This window comes from Xanthomonas sp. DAR 80977 (assembly GCF_041240605.1).
Taxonomy (GTDB): domain Bacteria; phylum Pseudomonadota; class Gammaproteobacteria; order Xanthomonadales; family Xanthomonadaceae; genus Xanthomonas_A; species Xanthomonas_A bundabergensis.
Genome location: NZ_CP162487.1, coordinates 1,848,741 through 1,869,904, shown reverse-complemented (window position 1 = coordinate 1,869,904; position 21,164 = coordinate 1,848,741). Strand labels below are relative to the sequence as shown.

Sequence of the window (21,164 nt, the reverse complement as noted above, 5' to 3'; positions counted from 1 at the left end):
GTGGAAGTCTGCAACGACTGTAGGCGCGCTACGCCGGCGGCACCAGCCGCCCAGACGCATGCCGTCAGAAGCAGCGCTCATCAATCGCGTGCCGGCGTTGAAGCCGACGCAGGCGATCGCCCATGATGGCCGCGCATGAATGGCATGCCCTGCTCCGGCACCCGCGACCATGGCCCGCGAAACCCTCAACGACCTGCTGGCCTTCGTCACCGTCGCGCGCGAAGCCAGCTTCACCCGCGCGGCGGCGCAGCTGGGCCTGTCGCAGTCGGCGCTCAGCCACAGCGTGCGCGGGCTGGAAGCGCGGCTGGGGGTGCGCCTGCTGACCCGCACCACCCGCAGCGTGGCGATGACCGAGGCCGGCGAACGCCTGTTCGACACGCTGGCGCCGCGGCTGGAGGAGATCGACGCCGAGCTGGCGGCGATCGCCGAATTCCGCGACCGCCCCGCCGGCACCATCCGCATCACCACCGCCGGCCACGCGGCCGACGCCTATGTCTGGCCCAAGCTGGCGCGGGTGCTGCCGGCCTATCCGGACCTGAAGGTGGAACTGACCGTGGACTACGGCCTGGCCGACATCGTCGCGCAGCGCTACGACATCGGCATCCGCCTCGGCGACCAGGTCGCCAAGGACATGATCGCGGTGCCGATCAGCCCGCCGCTGCGCATGGCGGTGGTGGCGGTGCCGGACTACTTCGTGCACCGCACCGCGCCGCAGGCGCCGGCCGAGCTGGCGCAGCACGACTGCATCGGCTTGCGCCTGCCCACCCACGGCGGGCTGCTGCCATGGGACTTCGCCAAGGACGGCCGCGACGTGAAGGTGCGCGTGGACGGGCAATGGACCTTCAACGCCAGCGCGCCGATCCTGCGCGCGGCGCTGGCCGGCGCGGGCATGGCGTTCCTGCCGGAAACGATGGTCCTCGAGCACCTCGCCGCAGGACGGCTGCGCCGCGTGCTGGACGACTGGTGCGATACCTTCGACGGCTACTACGCCTACTACCCGAGCCGCCGCCAGTCGTCGAGCGCGTTGAAGGTGGTGATCGACGCATTGCGCCACCGGCAAGCCGATCGCCCGGCGACTGCCGCGCGCAGCTGAGCGCGCGAACGCAGGCGCAGCGCGCTGCACGCCGCGCGTGCACGCTGCAGCGGGTCTGCGTGGACGCATGAAGACCGTTTCCGGCCTGCGGCCCATCGTTCGCCGTTCGCGGTTCGCGGTTCTCGGCGACACTCAGCACAGCGCGCTCCGCTCGCGGCGTGCGCCACCACCGGCACCGCAGCGCCGCGCGACCGACGCCAGCCTCAGCGGCCGACCAGCTTCTGCCGCTCCGGGCTGTAGCGATCGCCGACGATGGCCACTGCATCCAGCGCCTCCTGGATCCGCGCCAAGTCCGCCGCTTCGAGCTGCAGTTCGACCGCGTCCAGGTTCTCCTGCAGCCGATGCAACTTGGTGGTGCCCGGGATCGGCACGATCCACGGCTTGCGCCCCAGCAGCCAGGCCAGCGCCACCTGCGCCGGCGTGGCGCCCTTGTCGGCCGCGATCGCCTCGATGCGCGCCACCAGCGCCTGGTTCGCGCGCCGCGCCTCGGCGGCGAAGCGCGGCACGGTGTTGCGGAAATCATCGGCGGCGAAGCGGGTGTCGGCGCCGATCGCGCCGGTCAGGAAGCCCTTGCCGAGCGGACTGAACGGCACCAAGCCGATTCCCAGTTCCTCCAGCACCGGCAGCACGGCGTTCTCCGGCTCGCGCCACCACAACGAATACTCGCTCTGCAGCGCCGCCACCGGCTGCACCGCATGCGCGCGGCGGATCGTGTCGACCCCGGCCTCGGACAGGCCGAAGTGACTGACCTTGCCCTCGGCGATCAGCGCCTGCACGGTGCCGGCGACGTCCTCGATCGGCACCGCCGGATCGACCCGGTGCTGGTAGAACAGGTCGATGCGGTCGGTGTTCAGCCGCCGCAGGCTGGCCTCGGCGACCGCGCGGATCCGCTGCGGACTGCTGTCCAGGCCGGCGTTGGCATCGCCGTCCCTGAAGCCGAACTTGGTCGCGATCACCACCTTTTCGCGGTAGGGCGCCAGCGCCTCGCCCAGCAGTTCCTCGTTGGCGAACGGACCGTAGGCCTCGGCGCTGTCGAAGAAGCTCACGCCCCGCTCCACCGCCGCGTGCAGCAGCTGCACCGCCTGCTTGCGCTCGGTGGCCGGGCCATAGCCGTAGCTCAAGCCCATGCAGCCCAATCCCAGCGCGGAGACCTGCAATCCGCTGCGACCCAACTGACGCGTTTTCATTTTTTGCTCCTCCGGCAAGGCCGGTGTTGATCGATAGGCGTGTCGGTGCACAGCGCCGTATCCGCCACACACGGTACTGCGCCGGCAACGTCGGATTGGAGAGCCGCGCTTGCAATCGGTCATGAACCACGCTCATCAGTGCTACGAACGCGTCGCGCCAGGTGCCGGAGTCAGCCCGCGCATGGAGCCTGTCCGGTCTGCAGCGCAACTCGCGTCACTGATACGACACCCACCGCAAAGGAGTTGCGCCATGTCCGTTCGTGTCTTTCTCGCCATCCTGCTGTGCGCCACGCTGGCCGTACCGGCCCATGCACAACCCAGCCAGGGCAATGGCCGTCCACCACCGCAGCCAACCAAGCCGATCCAACTCGGCGGCACTGTGACCTACGGCCCGGAATCGTTCGAACTGATCGCACCCAAGGCGCCGGTCCAGGCATGCAGTTCTCCGGCCTTCACCGCAGCCGAGATCGAACGTGCGGCGCCACGCAGCATGGTCGATTTCGTCGTCGCCGCGCCCGGCAAATCGGCAACGTCCACCCGCTCGGTCAAGCTGCCGGCGCGAAACGGACGCACGGCACAGACCATCCCGCTGACCACCTATGTGCAACAGCTCAACGACGTGGAGCGTTTCTACAACCAGCACGGGCTGACCCTGCGCCACGGAGCGCTGGCCGCACCCAAGCGCGCTATCGGCGGGCTGAGCCGGCAGCTGCCGGCATGCAAATCGCGCGACGACTTCCCGCGCTTGCAGAGCCAGGCCGCCCTGATCCGCTATCGGCTGATCGATGCGCCCGAGCACGGCACGCCCGGCGGCGGCGGCGTGGGCAATGTTCCCGAACTGAAACCGAATCCGCGCGGCCCTGGCGACGTGATGCACGGCGGGATCGACCTCGGGATCGGCCGCGTGTTCGACCCGGCGACACTGACCTTGGAAGGAAAGCTGCGCTATCGCGCCTTCGGCGCTGCGCTGCCGGCATTGGACGGCGGCGCGCCCTTGGGCGTGACCCAGCCGATGTCCGGCTCGGCCTGCCCCGTCGCCTGCACTTACAAACTGGACGAAACCGCCTTCCTGACCCAGGCCGCGAAGGATCTGATCGAGCGCCCGAACGAAGTGGTCGCGACCAAGTACGGCTGCAAGGTGCTGACCTGGTCGATGAACAACGCCCAGGATTGCCCGAAGGATCTGAAGTTCAAGATCTCCGACACGACGCGCCGGCAATCCTGGGAAGCGCAGGGCCTGGACGTGGGTTTCTTCCTGGCCCACTACACCGACGTGTGCGCGGCTTTGAAGAAGATCGGCCCGGCACAGGCCGCGAGCCTGTACAAGCTCAACCAGAGCAGCAAGGGCAACGAGAGCGTACAGACCGGCGCCGCCGCTGCCAGTTTCTTCGACGGTAGCCTTGCCTACAGCAACACCGGCATCGCCGATTGCGTGCTGCAGATGGGATCGTCCAACAGCCTGTTCGGCGCCCGTTTCTGCCTGCGCTACGGCACCGAGGACACGTACAGCCCGCCCAAGGGCTACCACGTGCGCAACAGCGCCGGCATGGTCACCGGCGTGACCCTGTTCGGCAGCGATTTCGATCTGGTCAATGGCGATGCCGTGGTGCTGTGGAACCAGCCGGCGCCGCTGCCGAGCATGGCCAATGTCGTCCCGCCGACCACCAGTTCGACGCTGCCGGAGAAGGACGAGGTCAAGACCTTCGAAGGACCCGGCGCGCATTTCGCGATCGGCCCGGTGCCGGTGTCGATCCGCAGCTTCGCCCAAGCCAGCCTGCAGATCGGCAAGCCGACCTCGCAGTTCGTCGCGCCGCCGATGGCCAAAGGACAGCCCGGCACCGGCCTGATTCCGATGCGGGTCGGCGGCACGGCCGACGTTTCGGTAGGCATGGAGGCCGGCATCGACGCCTTCGTCCTGTCCGCCGGCGTCAGCGGCAAGCTGTCGGTACTCAACAACGCGGTCACCGGCGGCATCACCTCGGCCATCACCCCGAGCAAGAACGAGCTGCTGGTCAGCAAGGACTACACGTTCCAGTCCACCGCGCTGAAAGGCAGCATTTCCGCCTACGTGGAAGTGGACCTGTTGCTCTACAGTGAGCGCTACGAGATCGAGATCGTGTCGTTCCCGGGGATCACCAAGACCTGGCCGCTACAGAGCGAAAGCTGGGGACCGATCCGTGCGGTGATCCCGTCCAGCGCAGTCACGTCCAAGCCCTGCGCGAACTAGAGGCGCAACGCGCCCGGCAGCATTGGCCCCGCTGCCGGGCGCGGCCGCGACGACGTTGGCTCCATGCCGCGCTGGCGGCGCCAATGGTGTACCGCAGTGCCACCAGCCGATTGCCGACCGCATCCGTCCGCGCGCCGCTGCGCATGCCGCCAGGATGACCGTGACCGCATGCGCGGGGTATCCCGCTTGCATCGGCGAAGGCGACAAGCGCGCACCGGCCAACGATTCTCTGTGCGCAGCGCCGCCGGTGCAGCCGGACGTCGCAATGCGGCATCGCCGCAACCGGCATGGCGACCGCAGCGGATCGCAGCGTTTTCCGCGGCGCCGCCATGCACGCGGGACGCTTCATCGGCGCCTGGCGCAGTTCGTCCGATCCTGCCGTCGCCGGTCGGGCCGACCACGCCTGTCCGCCGGCGCCGCCGCAACAATGCGCTCACCGCCCCGATGCCGCTGCCCCATGTCCACGACTGCCGCCCACCACGTCTCCGCTGGCGCTTGCGCCGCGTCCGCAACCGCGGCATCGCCGCAATCGGCTGCCGCTACAGCCGCGAACAGGTCCCTGCGCCGGGCGGCGGCGGCATGGGTGTGCATCGCGGTCGCCAGCCAGATGGTGTTCGCCACCTACGTCGCCATGTTCTACGGGCGCGCGGCGCTGGCCGGCGCCCCGGAGCGCTGGAACCGGGTGCTGCCGCACGGCTATGTCGCCGGCGACCACCTGTTCAACGGCGTGCTCGCCTTGCACCTGCTGCTGGCGGTGGCGATCGTGCTGGCCGGCACCGCACAGTTGCTGCCGGCGCTGCGCAGGCACGTGCCGGCCGTGCATCGCTGGAACGGACGGCTCTACCTGCTGTGCGCGCTGGCCCTGAGCCTGGGCGGACTGGCGATGATCTGGGTGCGTGGCGGCGCGGCGGGCGACATCGGCCAGCACCTCGGCACCAGCGTCAATGCGCTGTTGATCGTCGCGTTCGTGGCCATGGCCTGGCGCGACGCCCGTGCCGGACGCATCGCCGCGCACCGGCGTTGGGCGCTGCGCCTGTTCCTGGCGGTCGGCGGCGTCTGGTTCTTCCGGATCGGCCTGATGTTCTGGCTGGCGATCAATCGGGGACCCGCAGGATTCGATCCGGACAGCTTCGTCGGTCCGGCGCTGACCACGCTCGCGTTCGCGCAGACATTGCTGCCGCTCGCGGTGCTGGAACTGTACCTGCATGCGCTCGACAGCCGCCGCCGCGCGCTGCAGTGGCTGGCGACCTGCACGCTGGCGCTGATGAGCCTGGTCACCGTGATCGGCACCGCCGCCGCGACGGTCGGGATGTGGTGGCCGATGCTGCGGCCGGCCTAGAGCGTGTCGGTGCGCTGCACCGGTACGCTCGGCTATGCTCCCGCCCATGCCTGGTTCCGTTCCGATCTCCGCGCCGCAGCGCCGCCCCGCGCTGCTGACATGGGCACGCATCGTGCCGGTGTTCGTCCTGTCCGGCGGGCTCGGGCTGCTGCTGAGCCTGAGCTGGGACTCCACGCTCTCGGCGCTGAGCCGCGCCTTCGCGCTCGGTGCCGCCGCGCTGCTGGCCTACGCCGTGCTCGAGCGATGGCCGCGGCGGCTGCCGGCCTGGCTGGCGCGCTGGACGCTGCAGGTACTGGGCGTGGCGCTCGCGATTCCGCTGACCACGCTGCTGATCTACGTCGGCCTGACCAGGCATGGCGCGCCGCCGTTCTGGCAGGACCAGGAGCGGCTGTCCGGCTTTCTCATGCTGACCGTGACCGGCGTGCTGATCGCACCGTGGACGGCGCTGGCCGCCCTGGTCAGGCAGAAGGACGCGCTGGCCCGCCATCAGGCGCTGGCCTTCGAACTGGAACGCAGCGAACTGGAACGCGAGGCGCTGGATGCGCGCCTGCACCTGTTGCAGCGCCAGGTCGCGCCGCATTTCCTGTTCAACACCCTGGCCAACGTGCAGGCACTGATCGACATCGGCTCGCCCAAGGCAGCGGAGCTGATGCGCAGCCTGATCGCCTACCTGCACGCCGCGGTGCCGCGGCTGCACGAACCGACCACCACCCTGGGCGAGGAGCTGGCGCTGGTCCGCGCCTACCTGGAATTGATGTACATGCGCATGCCGGATCGGCTGCAGTACGCGATCGAGACGGACGCGTCGCTGCACGCCGTCCGCTGCCCGACCCTGACCCTGCTGACCCTGGTGGAGAACGCGGTCAAGCACGGCATCGATCCGGCGGAGGACGGCGGCCGCATCGTCATCCGCATCTGGCGCGACGGCGGCCGCTGCCATCTGCGGGTGGAGGACAGCGGCGCCGGACTCGGCGCGAGCGGGCAAGGCCTGGGCACCGGCCTGGCCACCTTGCGCGACCGGCTCGCGCTCAGCTTCGGCGCCGGCGCGGACCTGCAGGTGGCGGCGCATCTGCCGCACGGCACGCGCGCCGACATCGGTTTCCCGCTGGCGGCGGACGCCTGATGCCCACCCCGCCGAGCGCACTGATCGCCGACGACGAGCCGTTGCTGCGCGAAGCGCTGAAACGGCAACTGGCGCGCCTGTGGCCGGAGTTGCAGATCGCCGCCGAGGCGCGCAACGGCAGGGACGCGGTACGCCTGTTCGAGGAGCGGCAGCCGCAGATCTGTTTCCTCGACATCCAGATGCCCGGGCTGTCCGGGGTCCAGGCCGCGCAGCAGATCGGCCGCCGTGCGCACATCGTGTTCGTCACCGCCTACGACGACTACGCGGTGCAGGCGTTCACCGAGGGCGCACTGGACTACCTGGTCAAGCCGGTGCAGGACGCGCGCCTGTCGGCCACCGTCGAACGCCTGCAGCAACGGCTGCAGGCCGCGCAACCGGCCGCCGATATCGCCGAACAGCTGCGCCGGCTGGCGCTGCAACTGGCGGTGCCGGAACCGCGCGCGCCGCTGCGCTGGCTGCATGCCCAGGCCGGCAACACCTTGCGCCTGATCGCGGTGGAGTCGATCGACTACCTGCGCTCGGACAGCAAGTACACCTGCGTGGCATGGCGCAACGAGAGCGGCCAGGCATGCGAGGCGATCGTCGCCACGCCGCTCAAGGAACTGGCGGCGCAACTGGATCCTGCGTGCTTCCAGCAGGTGCACCGCTCGGTGGTGGTCAACCTGCATGCGATCGGGCACGTGGTCCGCCACGACAACGAAACCGCGCAGATCCATCTGCGCGGCCGGCCGGAAACCCTGCCCGTCAGCCGCAGCTATCTGCCGCTGTTCCGGGCGATGTAGCGGCCGCAGGCAACGCGCGGCGGGCTAAGCAACCGCATTGCAAACGCGTGCCGCGGCGGCGGCAGCGCGCGGGTTCGACCGGCACGGCCTGGCGCATCGCCGTGCCTCGCTACCAGTCCATGAACACCAACCGATTGCCGGACGGATCGGCGAAGAACAGCGCCTGCCCGCCGGGATACTCCAGCGGCCCTTGGTAGCAGTCGGTCGCGTTGCCGCCGACGATGTCGCCCTGGCGCAACTGCGTACCGATCCGCGACACCAGCGCGGCGATGTCGGCCTGGCCGATCTCCAACTGCGGCGACTGCGCGCGCAGGTAGCGCAGCACCGCGGGATCGTCGCAGCGCTGCAGGCGCAGGCCCGGCCCGGCCGCCAGCTGCAGCAGCGCGCGCCGCGGATCCGCCTCGTCGCTCAACGCCACCGCATCCGCGGCGCACAGGCCGGCCGCCACATAGAACGCGGCGGCCTGGCGTACATCGGCAACCAACAGCGGCACGACGAGGTGGTGCATGGGAGTCCGGTGGCTGGCGAGGTCAGGCAACACGCGTAGCGTACCGGCAAGGCGTGCGGAGCGCTGCGTGCCATCGTGTGCGCGCCGGCCGCTTCCGTCCGCGCACGGCGATGCGCGCCGCCAGGATAAACCGTGGCCGCATGCGCGCGGCATTCCGCTTCCATCGGCGAAGGCGACGACGGCATACCTGCCACCGGATACCTGGTCGCAGAGCGCCGCCAGCGCAGCCGACGTTGCAGCGCAGCATTGCAATAATCGTATGGCCGCCGCGATTTAAATCATTGGTCGCCCGCCGACGGCGCCGCCTATCCTCGGCCCTGCGCCGGCGCCGCGGCCTCGTTGGATGGCGCTGCGCCAAACGCGGCAACGCGCACGACGGCTGCGCCGCGCTGCCGCGGCAAGGCACGCCAACGCAGGCTTGCGCGCCCACCGACACACGCACCGCACCACCGCTGAGGAAGCACGCACAATGGCAGGACCGATGGGGCCGGCGGCTCCGCTCTCCCACTCCGCGCCGATCGCCGGCAATGCGCCGTCCTACCGCGCCGCGCTGTCGCTGCTGGCCTCGCTGTTCTTCATGTGGGGCTTCATCACCGTCATCAACAACACGCTGCTGCCGCACCTGCGCAGCGTGTTCGAGCTGAGCTACACCCAGGCCACGCTGATCGAGTCGGTCTGGTTCATCGCCTACTTCTTCGCCTCGCTGCCGTCGGCCAAGCTGATCGAGCGCATCGGCTACCAGCGCGCGCTGGTGATCGGCCTGGGCATCATGGCGCTTGGCGCGCTGGGCATGATCGCGGCCGCGCGGCTGGTCTCGTACGGCATCACCCTCGGCTCGCTGTTCGTGATCGCCAGCGGCATCACCTTGCTGCAGGTCGCGGCCAATCCGTATGTCGCCGTCATCGGCAGCCCGGACACCGCCTCGGCGCGGCTCAACCTGGTGCAGGCGTTCAACTCGGTCGGCACCACGCTGGCGCCGCTGTTCGGCGGCTACCTGATCCTGGGCCGTTCGGCCTCGGGCACCGCCAAGGGCGAGGCGGTGCTGACCCAGGCCGAACGCCTGGCCGACGCGCAGTCGGTGCAGCTGCCCTACCTGATCGTCGCCGTGGTCCTGGTGCTGCTGGCGGTGGTCATCGCCCGCTTCAAGCTGCCCGCGCTCGGCCAGGCCACCCAACGCGCCACCGGCGCGCAGCGCGCCAGCCATTCGCTGTGGCGGCACCGCAACCTGGTGCTCGGCATCCCGGCCATCTTCATCTACCTGATCGCCGAGATCGGCGTGTCCAACCTGTTCATCAACTTCGTGTCGCAGCCGCACATCGGCAACCTCACCCACGAACAGGCGTCGCATTACCTGTTTTTGCTGTGGGGCGGGATGATGGTGGGCCGTTTCGCCGGCAGCGCGCTGATGCGCCGCATTGCGCCGGAAACGGTGCTGGCGCTGTTCTCGGTCGGCGCGTTCGCGGTGATTCTGCTGACCGTGTTCAGCACCGGCCACGTCGCGATGTGGTCGCTGATCGCGGTGGGCCTGTTCCACTCGATCATGTTCCCGACCATCTTCACCCTCGGCATCAAGGGCCTGGGCCCGCTCACCGAGGAAGGTTCCGGCCTGCTGATCATGGCCATCGCCGGTGGCGCGCTGGTGGTGGTGCAAGGCTGGCTGGCCGACCACGTCGGCCTGCAGCAGGCCTTCCTGCTCACCGCGGTGTGCGAGCTGTACGTGCTGTTCTATGCGCTGTGGGGCGCGAAGACGCCGCCGCAGGCACGCGCCTAGCGGCGGCGGTCGGCCCCAGCGACAGGACGCGGCGCCACCAGGCGCGCTGCGGCGCGCCGGCGCTGCCCCCGATGACGCCGCTCCCCCAAATCGAAGGACAAGCTAGGCGCAGCCTGGCGCCGCTGTGCAGGAGAATGGCAGCGCGCCGCCACTGCCTGTTGCCGTGGCGATGCGGCTCTCGCGGCGCCGCCGCGACGCCCGCGCGCCAGCCCCAAGCCAAGGGATGCCGTTGCCATCGTGCGCGCAAGCACAGCGAGCGAGGTTGCATGCACGTGGTGGCGGCGTGGCTGTGCGGCGCGCGCCTCGACGCCAGCACGCGGGCGATCGCGCCGGCGCGTGCCGGCCCGGCAGCGGCAACATCGGCGCGACCGGCCCTTGGCGGACAGGCCCCTCGGCGCCCGGATTGCTCACACATCTCCTTCAAAAACAATAGTTTGAAATGAAAAAAAGCGCTTGTCGCGGCACCACGGAATGGGTACGCTGCGGCGGTCGAAAGAGAGCAGGCCGGATGGTAGCCCGGCCGTCGCCGCACCCCGCGGCGGCATCTCAGCCAATCGGGCACCCGCGACACCAGCCACCGGCAACGCCGGTCGACGCAGGTGTGTCCGATGGGGTCTCGCATGTCTCCCGGCACGCCTTCTCGGACACAGAAGGAGCGAACATGCACAAGACCACCGACCCGATCCGCTCCACGCACGCGGCCCCCGCCACGCCGCTGGCGTGCGCGCGACTGCAGCCGCGGCCGCGCTGGCAGCGCGATGCGCTGGCGGACCTGCCGATCTGGCGCTGCGACGTGGCCACCGGCAAGCCGGAGCTGCCTGCGCTGCTGCTCGCGGTGTGGCTGCCCAACAGAGCGCGGACCTGGGAATGGGAAGTCATCGATCCGCGCGGCGATACCAGCATGGCCGAGGGCGGCAGCGAGTCGCAGGCGCTGGCGCGGGCGGCGGCCGAAGCGTGGACACGGCTCCGCTTCGGCGATGTGCTGGATCGTGGCTGATGCGGGCGGCGCAAGCTCCGCGTACCGGTGCAACGGATCGAACGCGCCGGCACGACAAGGGTCCGGCGCTACACCAAGGCGTAGCGCCCTAGCCGGCGCAGCGCGCGCATAGCCCGTGCACTTCCAGGGTCTGCGCCTGCGGCTGGAAGCCCAGCGCCTTGGCGCGCTGTTCCAGTTGCGCGACCACGTCGCGGTCCTCCAGCTCGACCGCGCTGTGGCAGCGGTCGCAGATCAGGAACGGCACCGAGTGCTGCGCGCTGCTGGGATGGTGGCAGGCGACGAAGGCGTTGACCGACTCGAGCTTGTGCACGAAGCCGTTGGCCATCAGGAAATCCAGCGCGCGGTACACGGTGGGCGGCGCGTCGGCGCCCACGCTCTTGCCCTCGCGCACCCATTCCAGCAGGTCGTAGGCCTTCACCGGGCGCCCCGCCTCGGCGATCAGGCGCAGCACGTTGGCGCGGATCGGGGTCAGCCGCAGCCCGCGTTCGCGGCTCACCCGCTCCACCACCTTGACGAAGTCGTCGGCGTCGTGGACGTGGTGGTGCGGCTCGGTGCAGGCGGTCTTCTTGCTGGACATGGCGGTTCTCCGGGGAATCAGCTTCCCGCTGGGATCTTGATGAGCGCGGCGTCGATGCGTTTCAAGGCCTGCTCGCGGCCGGCCAGGTACACCGTGTAGGAGATGTCCGGGCTGACCTGGGTGCCGGTGATGGCCACGCGCAGCGGCTGCGCCACCTTGCCCATGCCGATCTCCAGCGCGGCGGCGGCATCGTGCAGCGCGGCGGACACGCCGTCCACGCTCCACTGCCCCAGCGCGGCCAGCAGTTCGCGCGCCTTGCCCAGCGCCAGCTCGGCGCCCGGCTTCAGGTGCTTGGCCACCGCGGCCTCGTCGTAGATCTCCAGCGGCCGGTACCAGACCACCGCCTTCTCGGCCATGTCCTTCAGCGTCTGCACGCGCTCGCGCAGCGCCAGCACCACGTCGGCGGCGGCCGGGCCGGTCGCCGGGTCGATGCCGAGCTTGGCCAGCTGGTACTCCAGCTGCGGCGCGATCGTGGCCGGGTCGTCGGTCTTCAGGTAGTGCTGGTTGACCCAGCCGAGCTTGGCCATGTCCAGCCGCGCGGCCTTGGAATTGACGTCCTTGACGTCGAACAGGTCGATCAGCTCCTGGCGGCCGAACAGTTCCTGGTCGCCGTGCGACCAGCCCAGCCGCGCCAGGTAGTTGATCAGCGCGTGCGGCAGGTAGCCGGCGTCCCTGTACTGCATCACGTCGGCCGCGCCGGTGCGCTTGGACAGCTTGGCGCCCTGCTCGTCCAGGATCATCGGCATGTGCGCGAACTTCGGCACCGGCGCGCCCAGCGCTTGGTAGATGTTGATCTGGCGCGGGGTATTGTTGATGTGGTCGTCGCCGCGGATGACCTCGGTGATGCCCATGTCCCAGTCGTCCACCACCACCGCGAAGTTGTAGGTGGGGTAGCCGTCGGGGCGGAAGATCACCATGTCGTCGAGCTCGCTGTTGGCGATCTCGATGCGGCCCTTGATCAGGTCGTCGAACACCACGCTGCCGCCGTCCGGGTTCTTGAAACGGATCACCCGGTTCGGATCGTCGCGGTACGGCAGGTTCTGCTCGCGCGCGGCGCCGTTGTAGCGCGGCTTTTCCTGCTTGGCCATGGCCGCCTCGCGCATCGCGTCGAGCTCCTCGCGGGTCTCGTAGGCGTAATAGGCCTTGCCGGCGGCGAGCAGCTGCTCGGCCACTTCCTGGTAGCGGGCGATGCGCTGGGTCTGGTAGACCGGGCCTTCGTCGTAGTCCAGGCCGAGCCAGTCCATCGCTTCCAGGATGGCGTCGATCGCCGCCTGGGTGCTGCGCTCGCGGTCGGTGTCCTCGATGCGCAGCACGAACTCGCCGCCGCGGTGGCGCGCCTCCAGCCAGCAGTACAGCGCGGTGCGCGCGCCGCCGATGTGCAGGTAACCGGTGGGACTGGGGGCGAAACGGGTACGGCAGGCCATGGAACGCTCGGAGCAAACGGGAATCGGGCGATTTTACCCCGCCAGGCCTTGTGTTGCCCGGAGGCGGTGCGGTGCCGGCTCCGACATCGCATGGACACCTTTCGCTGTGGGAGCGACTTCAGTCGCGACGGGCGTTACCGGAAAAGCCCCGTCGCGACTGAAGTCGCTCCCACACACGATCCATCGATGGCCGTGATCTGCGCTAGCGCAGCAGATCGCCATGCACCACGCATTCGCCGTCGCTGCGCGCCGGCCCCGGCGCGTCGTACAGCACCAGCCACGTCGGCACGCCGCCGGCCAGCGCCGGCGGCAGGTTGCACAGCGCTTCGGCGCGGTCGCTGTCCTCGCCATGCGGCAGCTCCAGCGATTTGACCAGTTCGCGCTGGAACCGTACCGGCGCGCGGTTGGCGGCCAGCGCCGCGCGCGCGCCGGGCCAGCGGAACAGGCGGATCTCGCCGTTCAGCACCATGGTCGGGCCGGCCAGCAGGTACAGGTCCTCGCCGTGGAAATGCAGGTCGCGCACGCCGAGTCCGCCCAGTTGCAGGAAATGCTTGCGCAGCAGGGTGCCCGCCTCGTCCAGCGGCACCAGCCGCAGGTGGTCGTGGTGGGCTTCGACCGCGATCTCCAGCAGCCCGGCCCAGCCGCGCAGCACCGGGCCGCGCAGGCCCAGCAGCAGGCGCTGGCCGTCCACCGCCATGCCTTCGATATCGAAGCCGTTGTCCTTGCCGGGGATCTTCAGATAGGCGCCGAAGTGCGGATCGTCCTCCAGCAGCTCGGTGAGCTGGTTGTGCCTGGCGTCGCCCTTCAGCCGCAGCGCGCGGCGGCCGTCGGCGGCGTCGCGCACCAGCTGCGGCGCGCCGTCGGCGGCGCGCTCGATCGGCAGGCAGGCGAGCAGGCGCCGGTTGGCGTCGAGCTTGAGCTTGGCCAGGCGCTTGCCGTTGTCGGCGTCGTCGCGATCGGGCTTGGCGTTCTTGCGCTTCATGCCGTGCGAGCCGACCACCCACAGGTAGCCGGGCGACAGCGCCATGCCTTCCAGGTCGGCCTCCTCGTCGTGGTCACCGGGCAGGTCGAGCAGGTCGCCGAGGGCGAAACTGCGGCCATCGCCGAAGCGCAGCGCCTCGTCGCCGACCGGCGCCAGGGCGTGCAGGCGATCGACCGCGCAGGCTTCGTCGCCGGCCACCCACAGCCAGTCGTCGGTGAAGGCGGCGCCGGACAGGTTGGCGTGGACCAGCGCGCCGGGCGCGAATTCCAGGCGCACGGCATGCGGCAGCAGGGTCTTGGGCATCGAGGGAGTGCACCGGTTGGGTCGGAAGCGCAGCAAAGCGCATCGCGCGTTCGCATGGCGTGTGCTGCCCGGGCTGGCCGCGGCGCCTTGCGTTCGCGGCGGCGGTTCGAGGCCGTGCGCGCAGCGGCGGCTGACGGACCTGCCTGGGCCTACTCCGGGACGGACGGCCCGCCGACTTGGTCGAACCCGGCCAGCTCCGCGCGCACGATGGCCGGGGCCAGCTGGCCGCGCCAGTCGCGGTCGTTGGCGACCTGGGCGCGGGCGCGGCTGGCCTCGAACGCGGCGAAGTCCAGGTCGGCCAGCGCCCAGACCTGCTCGCCCTGGGTCTGCGCGACGATGCCGTCGGCCGGGAAACCGGCGTCCATCGGCGCGTAGATCGCCGCCTCGCCGGTGTTCACGTCCAGCGCCGGGCTCCATTCGGCCAGGCCGGCGGTCACCGACTGGGCGACGAAGATGCGGTTCTCCAGCGCACGCGCCAGGCAGCCGATGCGCACGCGGGTGGCGCCGGCCTCGGTGTCGGTGCAGCTGGGCACCACCAGCAGGCGCGCGCCGGCCTCGTACTGGGCGCGCACCGGCAGCGGGAACTCGCTGTCGTAGCAGACCGCCACGCCGGCGCGCACGTCGTCGCCCGCCGCGAACACCTTCAGCGCGTCGCCGCCGTCGATCAGGCCGGTGGCCTTCTCGAAGCCGGTCAGCTGCAGCTTGTCCTGCCAGCCGTGGCGGCCGTCGGGCGCGAACCAGTAGGCGCGGTTGCGGTAGCGGCCCTCGCCGCTGGCCAGCAGGAAACTGCCGGCGACCAGGTGCAGGCGATGCCGCTGCGCCAGCTGCGCGAACAGCGCCAGGTACTGCGGGTGCAGCGCCTGGATCGCCGCCAGCGAGGCCGGCAGGTCCTCGGACACGGCGCTGGCGAAGGTCGCGGCCAGTTCCAGCGACAGGTATTCCGGCAGCACCGCCAGCTGCGCGCCGGCCTGCGCGGCCTGGCCGATCAGGGCCGCCTGCTTGTCGGCGAAGGCGGCGAAATCGACCGGCGCGCCGATCGGGTACTTGGCGACGGCGATCTTCATGCGGCGGGCTCCAGTGGCCGGGTCCAGAAACTCAGGGTGTGCAGGATCTCGCCGCGCTCCAGTTCGTCCCACGCCAGCTGCATGCGCAGCGACGGCTGCCGCAGGTAGCCGCGCTTGTGCCAGAACGCGTCGTTGCCGCGGTAGCCGGGCGGACGCCGCGGATCGTCGGAGTCGCGGTCCACCGCGCAGAACGCGGTCAGGGCGAAGCGGCCGAGCGCGCGCGCATGCGCTTCGCGATGATCGAAGAAGGCGTGGCCGACGCCGCGGCCGCGATAGGCCGGCAACAGCACCGATTCGCCGAAATAGAACACGTCCGACACCGCGATGGGGCTGCCGGCGAAGGCCGCGCCGAACGCCTCGGCATCGTCGGCGAGCGGCAGCCCGGTGGAGGCGCCGATCACGCGGTCGCCGTCGCGCGCCAGCACGAACACGCTGTCGGGCGACGCGGCGTAGGCGGACAGATACTCGCGCTCGTAGTCCAGGTCGCCGGCGTACAGGTACGGCCAGTCGCGGAACACGGCGATGCGCAACCGCGCGACGTCGTCCAGGAACGGAGCGATCTGCGCGCCGCGCAGGCGCTGGATGGGGAGCGGAGAGTCCATCCGTGGACTCTACCGCAGGCGTTTCCCTGGCGCTGCCGGCTTGGCGCTGCCCTGCTCGATTCACTCCTGCCGCCATCCCTGGCGCGGGGCCTCCTTGCCCGGTCCTGCGTGGTGCCGCGGCGTCCATGGCCGCGATGGCTTGCGCCGTCCATGGCGCCCTCCCTGGCGTCGGGCCTCTTGCCCGCTATTGCGTCCTGCGGCGGCATCCGTAGCCGCGATCGCCTCATGCGATCGGATTTGCCCGTTCCCTCCATGGCGCCGTCCCTGGCGTCGGGCCTCCTGCCCGGTGGTGCGTCCTGCGACGGCATCCGTGGCCGCGATCGCCTCGTGCGATCGGGTTTGCCCACTCGCTCCCTCCATGGCGCCGTCCCTGGCGCCGGGCCTCCTGCCCGGTGGTGCGTCCTGCGGCGGCATCCGTGGCCGCGATCGCCTCGTGCGATCGGGTTTGCCCACTCGCTCCCTCCATGGCGCGGTCCCTGGCGTTGGGCCTCCTGCCCGCTGTTGCGGCGGCGGCGTCCGTGGCCGCGATTGCGTCGCGCTATCGCCCTTGCCGGTCCATGTCGGGTGCCGGTGCGTGACCGCGACCGGCGATCACGCTGGCCGGCAGCGCGCACGCCAGGCGAAACGGCGCTCGTGCCAACGCCGTCGCGCGCTCATCTCCACCATCGGCACAGCAGCGCCGCCTGTGCCGGCAGCACCAGCAACCGCGCGCGTCCTTGCGCTTCCCAGGTCACGAACCCGGGGCCGTGGCTTGCCTGCGCGTCCTGCGCGGCGGCCTGCGCCCAGGCCGAGTCGCGGCGCAGCGCGCGCCAGGCGCAGTAGCGCCACGGCTCGGCCTCGCCCGGCAAGGCGGCGCGGGCCTGCAGCGCCGCCGCCAGGAACGCCAGGCCGTGCGCGGCCAGCGCGTCGCGGCTGCGTTCGCTCAGCCGCAGCCACAGCGCGCCGCCGCGGTCGGCGGCGGTGACCAGCGCCGCCTGCGCGCTGCGCGCCAGCGCGGCGCCGGCATTGCCGCGGTGCAGGCCGCGGGTGTCCAAGGCGTCCGGCAACAGGGTCTGGACGCGACGATGCAGATGGGTGTGCGCCGACATGGCGGGGTCCTGGTCGCGTGCCGGCTCAGCGCAAGGCCGCGCCGAGTTCGTACCAGTCGATCCTGCGGGTGATCCACATGATCGCGGCGAGGATGCCGAACAGCAGCAGCGAGCCCATCAGCAGGGCGTTGTCTTCCGACGCCAGCAATCCGTACAGCGCGCCGTACAGCACGGTGAGCATGCTGGCGAAGGCGGCGGCGCGGCCGCGGCTGCGCAACACCCCGGACAGGTAGAAGAACTGCAGGCCGATGCAGGCCACCGCCGAGACCAGGTAGGCCTGCCAGAACGGGATGTGTTCGGACAGGCTGAGCAGCAGCAGGAAGAAGATCGCCAGCGCCAGGCCGACCAGCAGGTATTGCAGCGGATGGATCGGCAGGCGCTTGATCAGCTCGAACAGGGCGAAGGCGACGAAGGTCAGCACCACGAACAGGATGCCGTACTTGCTGGCGCGATCGGCCTGGGTGTAGACGTCGACCGGATCGACCAGGTCCACGCGCAGCGCATCGATGTCGCCGCCCGAGAACAGCTGCGCCTGCGCGCCGGTGGCCAGCGACGACAGCGCCCAGCTGGCCTGGAAGCCCTTCTCGCCGATGCTGCGCTCGTTGGGCAGGAAGCGGCCGCCGAACAGCGGATGCGGCCACGGCGAGCTCAGCGCGATCTGGTTGTCGTCGCCGACCGGCACGATCGACAGCCCCTGGGTGCCGTCCAGAACGAACTCCATCTCCACGCTGTGCAGGTCGGTGAGCCGGCCCTGCTGCGTATCGGCCAGCGCCGGCAGCAGCGCATGCACGCCCTTGGACAGGCCGGCCAGCGCCCGCGACCCCGGCTGCAGCGCCAGCGCCTTGCCGTCGGTACGCAGATTGGGCGTACCGACCAGGCCGCGCACGTCCTGGATGCCGATCACCAGATAGGGCTGGCCGTAGCTGCGGCCCTCGACCGCGTCGTAGTCCAGGTCGTCGAACTGCGCCTTGAGCCGCGCATGCCAGCTGTACACCTGCACCTTGAACAGCCCGATGCTGCGTTGCGAGGGCTTGAGTTCGCCGTCGATCGCCAGATGCCGCGGCGTCTGCAGGTCGTAGCCGGTCTCGGTTTCGCGCTTGACGCTGCGCTTGCCGTCGGCGTCGACCACCGCGACATCGCGCACCTGGGTCCACGGGATCACCCGCAGCGGGCCGAGCAGGCGCTGCTCGCCGGCCTTGCTTTGCGATACGCGCTCCACCGCCTGGTCGCGGTAGCGCTGGCGGTCTTGCACGGTGCCGCGGATCATCAGCAGCGGGATCAGCAGCAACAGGATCAATCCGCCGATGGTGGCGAATCGCAGGACGAGCTTGAGGGATTTCATCGACGGTCCTCGGTGATGGAGGACGCCAGGGTGCCGCGCCCGCGTGTGCGGGGTTTGAGGCGAATTTGAAGCGAGTGTGAAGTGGGTGGCGTGCGCGCTGGATGCCGGACTGCACAGCCCATCCGCCGATGCGGCCGCTTTCGCGCCCGAGGTCGGGGCGAACGCTTGGTGATCGACCTTGTCGGGGCTGAAGCCCCTCCTACAGTGCACCCATCAGGCCGCGAAGGCCCTTGTAGGAGCGGCTTCAGCCGCGACGAGCGAAGCCAGGAACCGCAACGCCATCATGTCCCTGCCGGGGCCAAAGCCCCTCCTACAGCGCACTCCCGAGTACCGAAGCCCCCCCCCTGTGGGAGCGACTTCAGTCGCGACGAGCAAAGTCGCGAACCACAACGTCGTCAGTCCCCTGTCGGGGCCGAAGCCCCTCCTGCAGCACACTCCCGAGTACCGAAGCCCCCCCCTGTGGGAGCGACTTCAGTCGCGACGAGCGAAGTCGCGAACCGCAACGTCGTCAGTCCCCTGCCGAGGCCGAAACCCCTCCTGCAGGGAGACCGGATACGCAACGCCGCCACTCACCCCGCCGGCAGCGACAGCCGCGCCACCGCGCCGCCCTCCTCGCGGTTGCGCAGGCTCGCCTCGCCGCCGTGCAGCCGCGCCACCTCGCGCACGAACGGCAGGCCCAGGCCGGAGCTGCGCTGCCCGCTCGCCGGCCGCGCCAGCGAATAGAAGCGCTCGAAGACCCGCTCCAGCGCGTAATCGGGAACGCCCGGACCGGCGTCCTCCACCAGCAAGGCGATGCGCGCGTCCGCGGCGCGCTCGGCGCGCAACACGACCGTGCCGCCGGCGGGCGAGAACGCGACCGCGTTGTCGAGCAGGTTGTGCAAGGCCTGGCGCAGCAGGTAGGGATCGCCGGCCAATGCCAGTTCCGGCTCCGGCGTGCCTACCTGCAGCCGCACGCCGCTGGCGCGCAATGGCGGCGCCAGCGCCTCGGCCAACTGCGCGAACAGCGGCGCCAGCGCGATGCGCTCGCGCCGCTGCAGCCAGCCGTGCTGCTCCACCTCGGCCAGCGCCAGCAGCTTGTCGATGGTCTCGGTGAGGCGCTGCTGCTGCTCGGCGATGTTGCGCACGAAGCGTTGCCGCTCCGCGTCCGGCAGCGGCTCCTGCAGCAGTTCGGCGGCGCCGCGGATCGCCGCCAGCGGGCTCTTCATCTCGTGGGTCAGCGACTGCACGTACTGCTCGACATAGGCCTTGCCCTCGAGCTTGCGCCGCATCGTCTCCAGCGCGCGGCCGAGGTCGCCGATCTCGTCGCGGCGCGGCGGCGGCGGCGGCACCGGCTCGCCGGCGCTGACCGCCTGCGCGTAGCGGTTGAGCCGGCCGATGCCGCGCAGCAGGCCCCAGGTCATCAGCAGCCCGATCAGCGCGGAGATGCCGATCAGCCAGGCGCCGCGCAGCAGGATGCTGCGCTGGCTGGCGACGATGAACGGCTCGATGCTGCGGTTGGGCTGCGACAGGGTCAGCACGCCGATCAGGCGCCGGCCGTCGGCCGGATCGTAGATCGGCGCGGCCACGTGCATCACCGTGTGGTTGGGGTCGCCGTCGCCCTCGGCGCTGGAGCGTGCGCCGTACTCGCCGCGCAAGGTGCGGTAGACGTCGTTCCAGCGCGAGTTGTCGCGGCCCAGGTCCTGTCCGCGCGAATCGAACACCACCACGCCGGCCGCATCGGTGATGGTGACCCGGTAGTCGACGCTGCGCTTGGGGAAGCGCCACACCATCGCGCGCGGATTGCGCCGCTGCGCCGCGCCGAGGTCGCGGGCGAAGGCGCCGCTGTCGATGCGCCCGGCCTTCAGGTCGCTGGCGGCCATCTGCGCCAGCACGTTGGCCGCGTCCACCAGGGTCGACTCCATCGCCTGGCGCACGCCGGGCTTGACCTCGTTGACGAACACCCGCATCACGAAGAACGCGGCGACGCCGACGATCAGGAAGAAGCCCAGGAACAGCTTCAGCCCCAGCCGCATCTCATTGCTCCAGCGCGTAGCCGAGGCCGCGATGGGTGCGGATCGGATCGTGCGCGGCGCCGGCCGCGCGCAGCTTGGCGCGCAGGGTCTTGATGTGGGTGTCCACGGTGCGGTCGGCGCTGTCGGCGCTGCTGTCCCAGCCGCGGTCCATCAGTTGCGCGCGGCTGAGGATGGCGCCGGGCCGCTGCAGCAGCGCGGCCAGCAGCGCGTATTCGTAACGGGTCAGGTCCAGGGCGACCGCGTCGTAGTGGATGCGGCGGCCGTCGCGGTCGATCGCGAACGCGCCGTGGCGCTGCCAGCCCGGCGCCGCCTCCGCGCTCGCCGCAGGCGCCGGCCGCCGCAGCCGCGCACGCACCCGCGCCACCAGTTCGCGCGGCGAGAACGGTTTGGCCATGTAGTCATCGGCACCCAGCTCCAGGCCGAGCACGCGGTCGATCTCGTCGTTGCGCGCGGTCAGGAAGATCACCGGCACCTGGCTGAAGCTGCGCAGTTCGCGGCACACCTCGAAGCCGCCGATATCCGGCAGGCCGACGTCGAGCACCACCACGTCGATGCCGCCGGCGCGCGCCTGCGCCAGCGCCTCGCGCCCGAGCAGGCAGTGCCGCACCTGGTAGCCCTCGCTGCGCAAGGCGTACAGCACGGTATCGGCGATGGCGGATTCGTCCTCGACGACGAGGACACAGGGGGCGGCGGGCGCGGACATGGCGCGCAGCATAGCCGCAACCCCCGCCCGCCCGTACACT

General features: G+C 70.6%; 18 protein-coding genes. 7 read left to right on the top strand and 11 right to left on the bottom strand.

The window, feature by feature from the left end:
- Positions 1 to 169 precede the first annotated feature (169 nt).
- Positions 170 to 1,093, top strand: coding sequence for a LysR family transcriptional regulator (locus tag AB3X10_RS07885; RefSeq protein WP_369980517.1), 924 nt, complete (start codon positions 170 to 172; stop codon positions 1,091 to 1,093).
- Between the two features lie 203 nt (positions 1,094 to 1,296).
- Here AB3X10_RS07885 and AB3X10_RS07880 read toward each other — a convergent pair whose 3' ends face one another.
- On the bottom strand, positions 1,297 to 2,280 hold the full coding sequence (locus AB3X10_RS07880; protein WP_369980515.1) for an aldo/keto reductase: 984 nt from the start codon (positions 2,278 to 2,280) through the stop codon (positions 1,297 to 1,299).
- Positions 2,281 to 2,530: 250 nt separating this feature from the next.
- Between AB3X10_RS07880 and AB3X10_RS07875 the strand changes: the two genes are divergently transcribed.
- The 4 genes from AB3X10_RS07875 (at position 2,531) to AB3X10_RS07860 (ending at position 7,751) form a co-directional block, all read left to right on the top strand.
- Entirely contained in the window at positions 2,531 to 4,507 is a 1,977-nt protein-coding gene (locus AB3X10_RS07875) for a hypothetical protein (RefSeq protein ID WP_369980513.1), read from the top strand.
- Between the two features lie 583 nt (positions 4,508 to 5,090).
- Positions 5,091 to 5,846 (top strand): DUF2306 domain-containing protein, encoded by a 756-nt coding sequence (locus tag AB3X10_RS07870; RefSeq protein WP_369980511.1) that lies wholly within the window; start codon positions 5,091 to 5,093, stop codon positions 5,844 to 5,846.
- A gap of 46 nt (positions 5,847 to 5,892) precedes the next feature.
- Positions 5,893 to 6,969 carry a sensor histidine kinase gene (locus AB3X10_RS07865; protein WP_369980509.1) on the top strand — a complete coding sequence of 359 codons (1,077 nt, stop codon included), beginning with the start codon at positions 5,893 to 5,895 and terminating at the stop codon, positions 6,967 to 6,969.
- On the top strand, positions 6,969 to 7,751 hold the full coding sequence (locus tag AB3X10_RS07860; RefSeq protein WP_369980507.1) for a LytR/AlgR family response regulator transcription factor: 783 nt from the start codon (positions 6,969 to 6,971) through the stop codon (positions 7,749 to 7,751). The genes AB3X10_RS07865 and AB3X10_RS07860 overlap by 1 nt, the downstream gene beginning before the upstream one ends.
- 109 nt (positions 7,752 to 7,860) lie before the next feature.
- Here the strand turns inward: AB3X10_RS07860 and AB3X10_RS07855 are convergent, their stop codons facing one another.
- Positions 7,861 to 8,259, bottom strand: coding sequence for a VOC family protein (locus AB3X10_RS07855; protein ID WP_369980505.1), 399 nt, complete (start codon positions 8,257 to 8,259; stop codon positions 7,861 to 7,863).
- A 469-nt stretch (positions 8,260 to 8,728) separates the two neighbouring features.
- Between AB3X10_RS07855 and AB3X10_RS07850 the strand changes: the two genes are divergently transcribed.
- Together AB3X10_RS07850 and AB3X10_RS07845 are read left to right on the top strand one after the other, a co-directional pair.
- Positions 8,729 to 10,030 (top strand): sugar MFS transporter, encoded by a 1,302-nt coding sequence (locus AB3X10_RS07850; RefSeq protein WP_369980503.1) that lies wholly within the window; start codon positions 8,729 to 8,731, stop codon positions 10,028 to 10,030.
- Positions 10,031 to 10,691: 661 nt separating this feature from the next.
- Positions 10,692 to 11,027, top strand: a complete 336-nt coding sequence (locus AB3X10_RS07845) for a hypothetical protein (protein WP_369980501.1) — start codon at positions 10,692 to 10,694, stop codon at positions 11,025 to 11,027.
- A gap of 88 nt (positions 11,028 to 11,115) precedes the next feature.
- Here AB3X10_RS07845 and AB3X10_RS07840 read toward each other — a convergent pair whose 3' ends face one another.
- The 9 genes from AB3X10_RS07840 to creB form a co-directional block, all read right to left on the bottom strand.
- On the bottom strand, positions 11,116 to 11,604 hold the full coding sequence (locus tag AB3X10_RS07840) for a transcriptional repressor (RefSeq protein ID WP_003472952.1): 489 nt from the start codon (positions 11,602 to 11,604) through the stop codon (positions 11,116 to 11,118).
- Between the two features lie 17 nt (positions 11,605 to 11,621).
- Positions 11,622 to 13,028 (bottom strand): glutamate--tRNA ligase, encoded by a 1,407-nt coding sequence (gene gltX / locus AB3X10_RS07835; RefSeq protein ID WP_369980499.1) that lies wholly within the window; start codon positions 13,026 to 13,028, stop codon positions 11,622 to 11,624.
- Between the two features lie 202 nt (positions 13,029 to 13,230).
- Positions 13,231 to 14,313, bottom strand: a complete 1,083-nt coding sequence (locus tag AB3X10_RS07830; RefSeq protein ID WP_369980497.1) for a DUF3616 domain-containing protein — start codon at positions 14,311 to 14,313, stop codon at positions 13,231 to 13,233.
- Positions 14,314 to 14,462: 149 nt separating this feature from the next.
- On the bottom strand, positions 14,463 to 15,377 hold the full coding sequence (locus AB3X10_RS07825) for a carbon-nitrogen hydrolase family protein (protein ID WP_369980495.1): 915 nt from the start codon (positions 15,375 to 15,377) through the stop codon (positions 14,463 to 14,465).
- Positions 15,374 to 15,979 carry a GNAT family N-acetyltransferase gene (locus AB3X10_RS07820; protein WP_369980493.1) on the bottom strand — a complete coding sequence of 202 codons (606 nt, stop codon included), beginning with the start codon at positions 15,977 to 15,979 and terminating at the stop codon, positions 15,374 to 15,376. The genes AB3X10_RS07825 and AB3X10_RS07820 overlap by 4 nt, the downstream gene beginning before the upstream one ends.
- Positions 15,980 to 16,632: 653 nt before the next feature.
- Positions 16,633 to 17,067 (bottom strand): hypothetical protein, encoded by a 435-nt coding sequence (locus AB3X10_RS07815; RefSeq protein WP_369980491.1) that lies wholly within the window; start codon positions 17,065 to 17,067, stop codon positions 16,633 to 16,635.
- Positions 17,068 to 17,092: 25 nt separating this feature from the next.
- Positions 17,093 to 18,409: a cell envelope integrity protein CreD gene (gene creD, locus AB3X10_RS07810; protein WP_369980489.1), complete on the bottom strand. Its 1,317-nt coding sequence runs from the start codon at positions 18,407 to 18,409 to the stop codon at positions 17,093 to 17,095.
- A gap of 569 nt (positions 18,410 to 18,978) precedes the next feature.
- The gene (gene creC / locus AB3X10_RS07805; protein ID WP_369980487.1) at positions 18,979 to 20,421 is read right to left on the bottom strand and encodes a two-component system sensor histidine kinase CreC; all 1,443 of its coding nucleotides are present in this window, start codon (positions 20,419 to 20,421) and stop codon (positions 18,979 to 18,981) included.
- Between the two features lies 1 nt (position 20,422).
- Positions 20,423 to 21,136: a two-component system response regulator CreB gene (creB, locus tag AB3X10_RS07800; RefSeq protein WP_369980485.1), complete on the bottom strand. Its 714-nt coding sequence runs from the start codon at positions 21,134 to 21,136 to the stop codon at positions 20,423 to 20,425.
- Between the last annotated feature and the right edge of the window lie 28 nt (positions 21,137 to 21,164).

Bases quoted from the DNA above. Each gene is read 5' to 3' on its own strand.
- AB3X10_RS07885 (WP_369980517.1), top strand. From the start codon at position 170: ATGGCCCGCGAAACCCTCAACGACCTGCTGGCCTTCGTCACCGTCGCG.
- AB3X10_RS07880 (WP_369980515.1), bottom strand. From the start codon at position 2,280: ATGAAAACGCGTCAGTTGGGTCGCAGCGGATTGCAGGTCTCCGCGCTG.
- AB3X10_RS07875 (WP_369980513.1), top strand. From the start codon at position 2,531: ATGTCCGTTCGTGTCTTTCTCGCCATCCTGCTGTGCGCCACGCTGGCC.
- AB3X10_RS07865 (WP_369980509.1), top strand. From the start codon at position 5,893: ATGCCTGGTTCCGTTCCGATCTCCGCGCCGCAGCGCCGCCCCGCGCTG.
- AB3X10_RS07860 (WP_369980507.1), top strand. From the start codon at position 6,969: ATGCCCACCCCGCCGAGCGCACTGATCGCCGACGACGAGCCGTTGCTG.
- AB3X10_RS07855 (WP_369980505.1), bottom strand. From the start codon at position 8,259: ATGCACCACCTCGTCGTGCCGCTGTTGGTTGCCGATGTACGCCAGGCC.
- AB3X10_RS07850 (WP_369980503.1), top strand. From the start codon at position 8,729: ATGGCAGGACCGATGGGGCCGGCGGCTCCGCTCTCCCACTCCGCGCCG.
- AB3X10_RS07845 (WP_369980501.1), top strand. From the start codon at position 10,692: ATGCACAAGACCACCGACCCGATCCGCTCCACGCACGCGGCCCCCGCC.
- AB3X10_RS07840 (WP_003472952.1), bottom strand. From the start codon at position 11,604: ATGTCCAGCAAGAAGACCGCCTGCACCGAGCCGCACCACCACGTCCAC.
- gltX (WP_369980499.1), bottom strand. From the start codon at position 13,028: ATGGCCTGCCGTACCCGTTTCGCCCCCAGTCCCACCGGTTACCTGCAC.
- AB3X10_RS07830 (WP_369980497.1), bottom strand. From the start codon at position 14,313: ATGCCCAAGACCCTGCTGCCGCATGCCGTGCGCCTGGAATTCGCGCCC.
- AB3X10_RS07825 (WP_369980495.1), bottom strand. From the start codon at position 15,377: ATGAAGATCGCCGTCGCCAAGTACCCGATCGGCGCGCCGGTCGATTTC.
- AB3X10_RS07820 (WP_369980493.1), bottom strand. From the start codon at position 15,979: ATGGACTCTCCGCTCCCCATCCAGCGCCTGCGCGGCGCGCAGATCGCT.
- AB3X10_RS07815 (WP_369980491.1), bottom strand. From the start codon at position 17,067: ATGTCGGCGCACACCCATCTGCATCGTCGCGTCCAGACCCTGTTGCCG.
- creD (WP_369980489.1), bottom strand. From the start codon at position 18,409: ATGAAATCCCTCAAGCTCGTCCTGCGATTCGCCACCATCGGCGGATTG.
- creC (WP_369980487.1), bottom strand. From the start codon at position 20,421: ATGCGGCTGGGGCTGAAGCTGTTCCTGGGCTTCTTCCTGATCGTCGGC.
- creB (WP_369980485.1), bottom strand. From the start codon at position 21,136: ATGCTGCGCGCCATGTCCGCGCCCGCCGCCCCCTGTGTCCTCGTCGTC.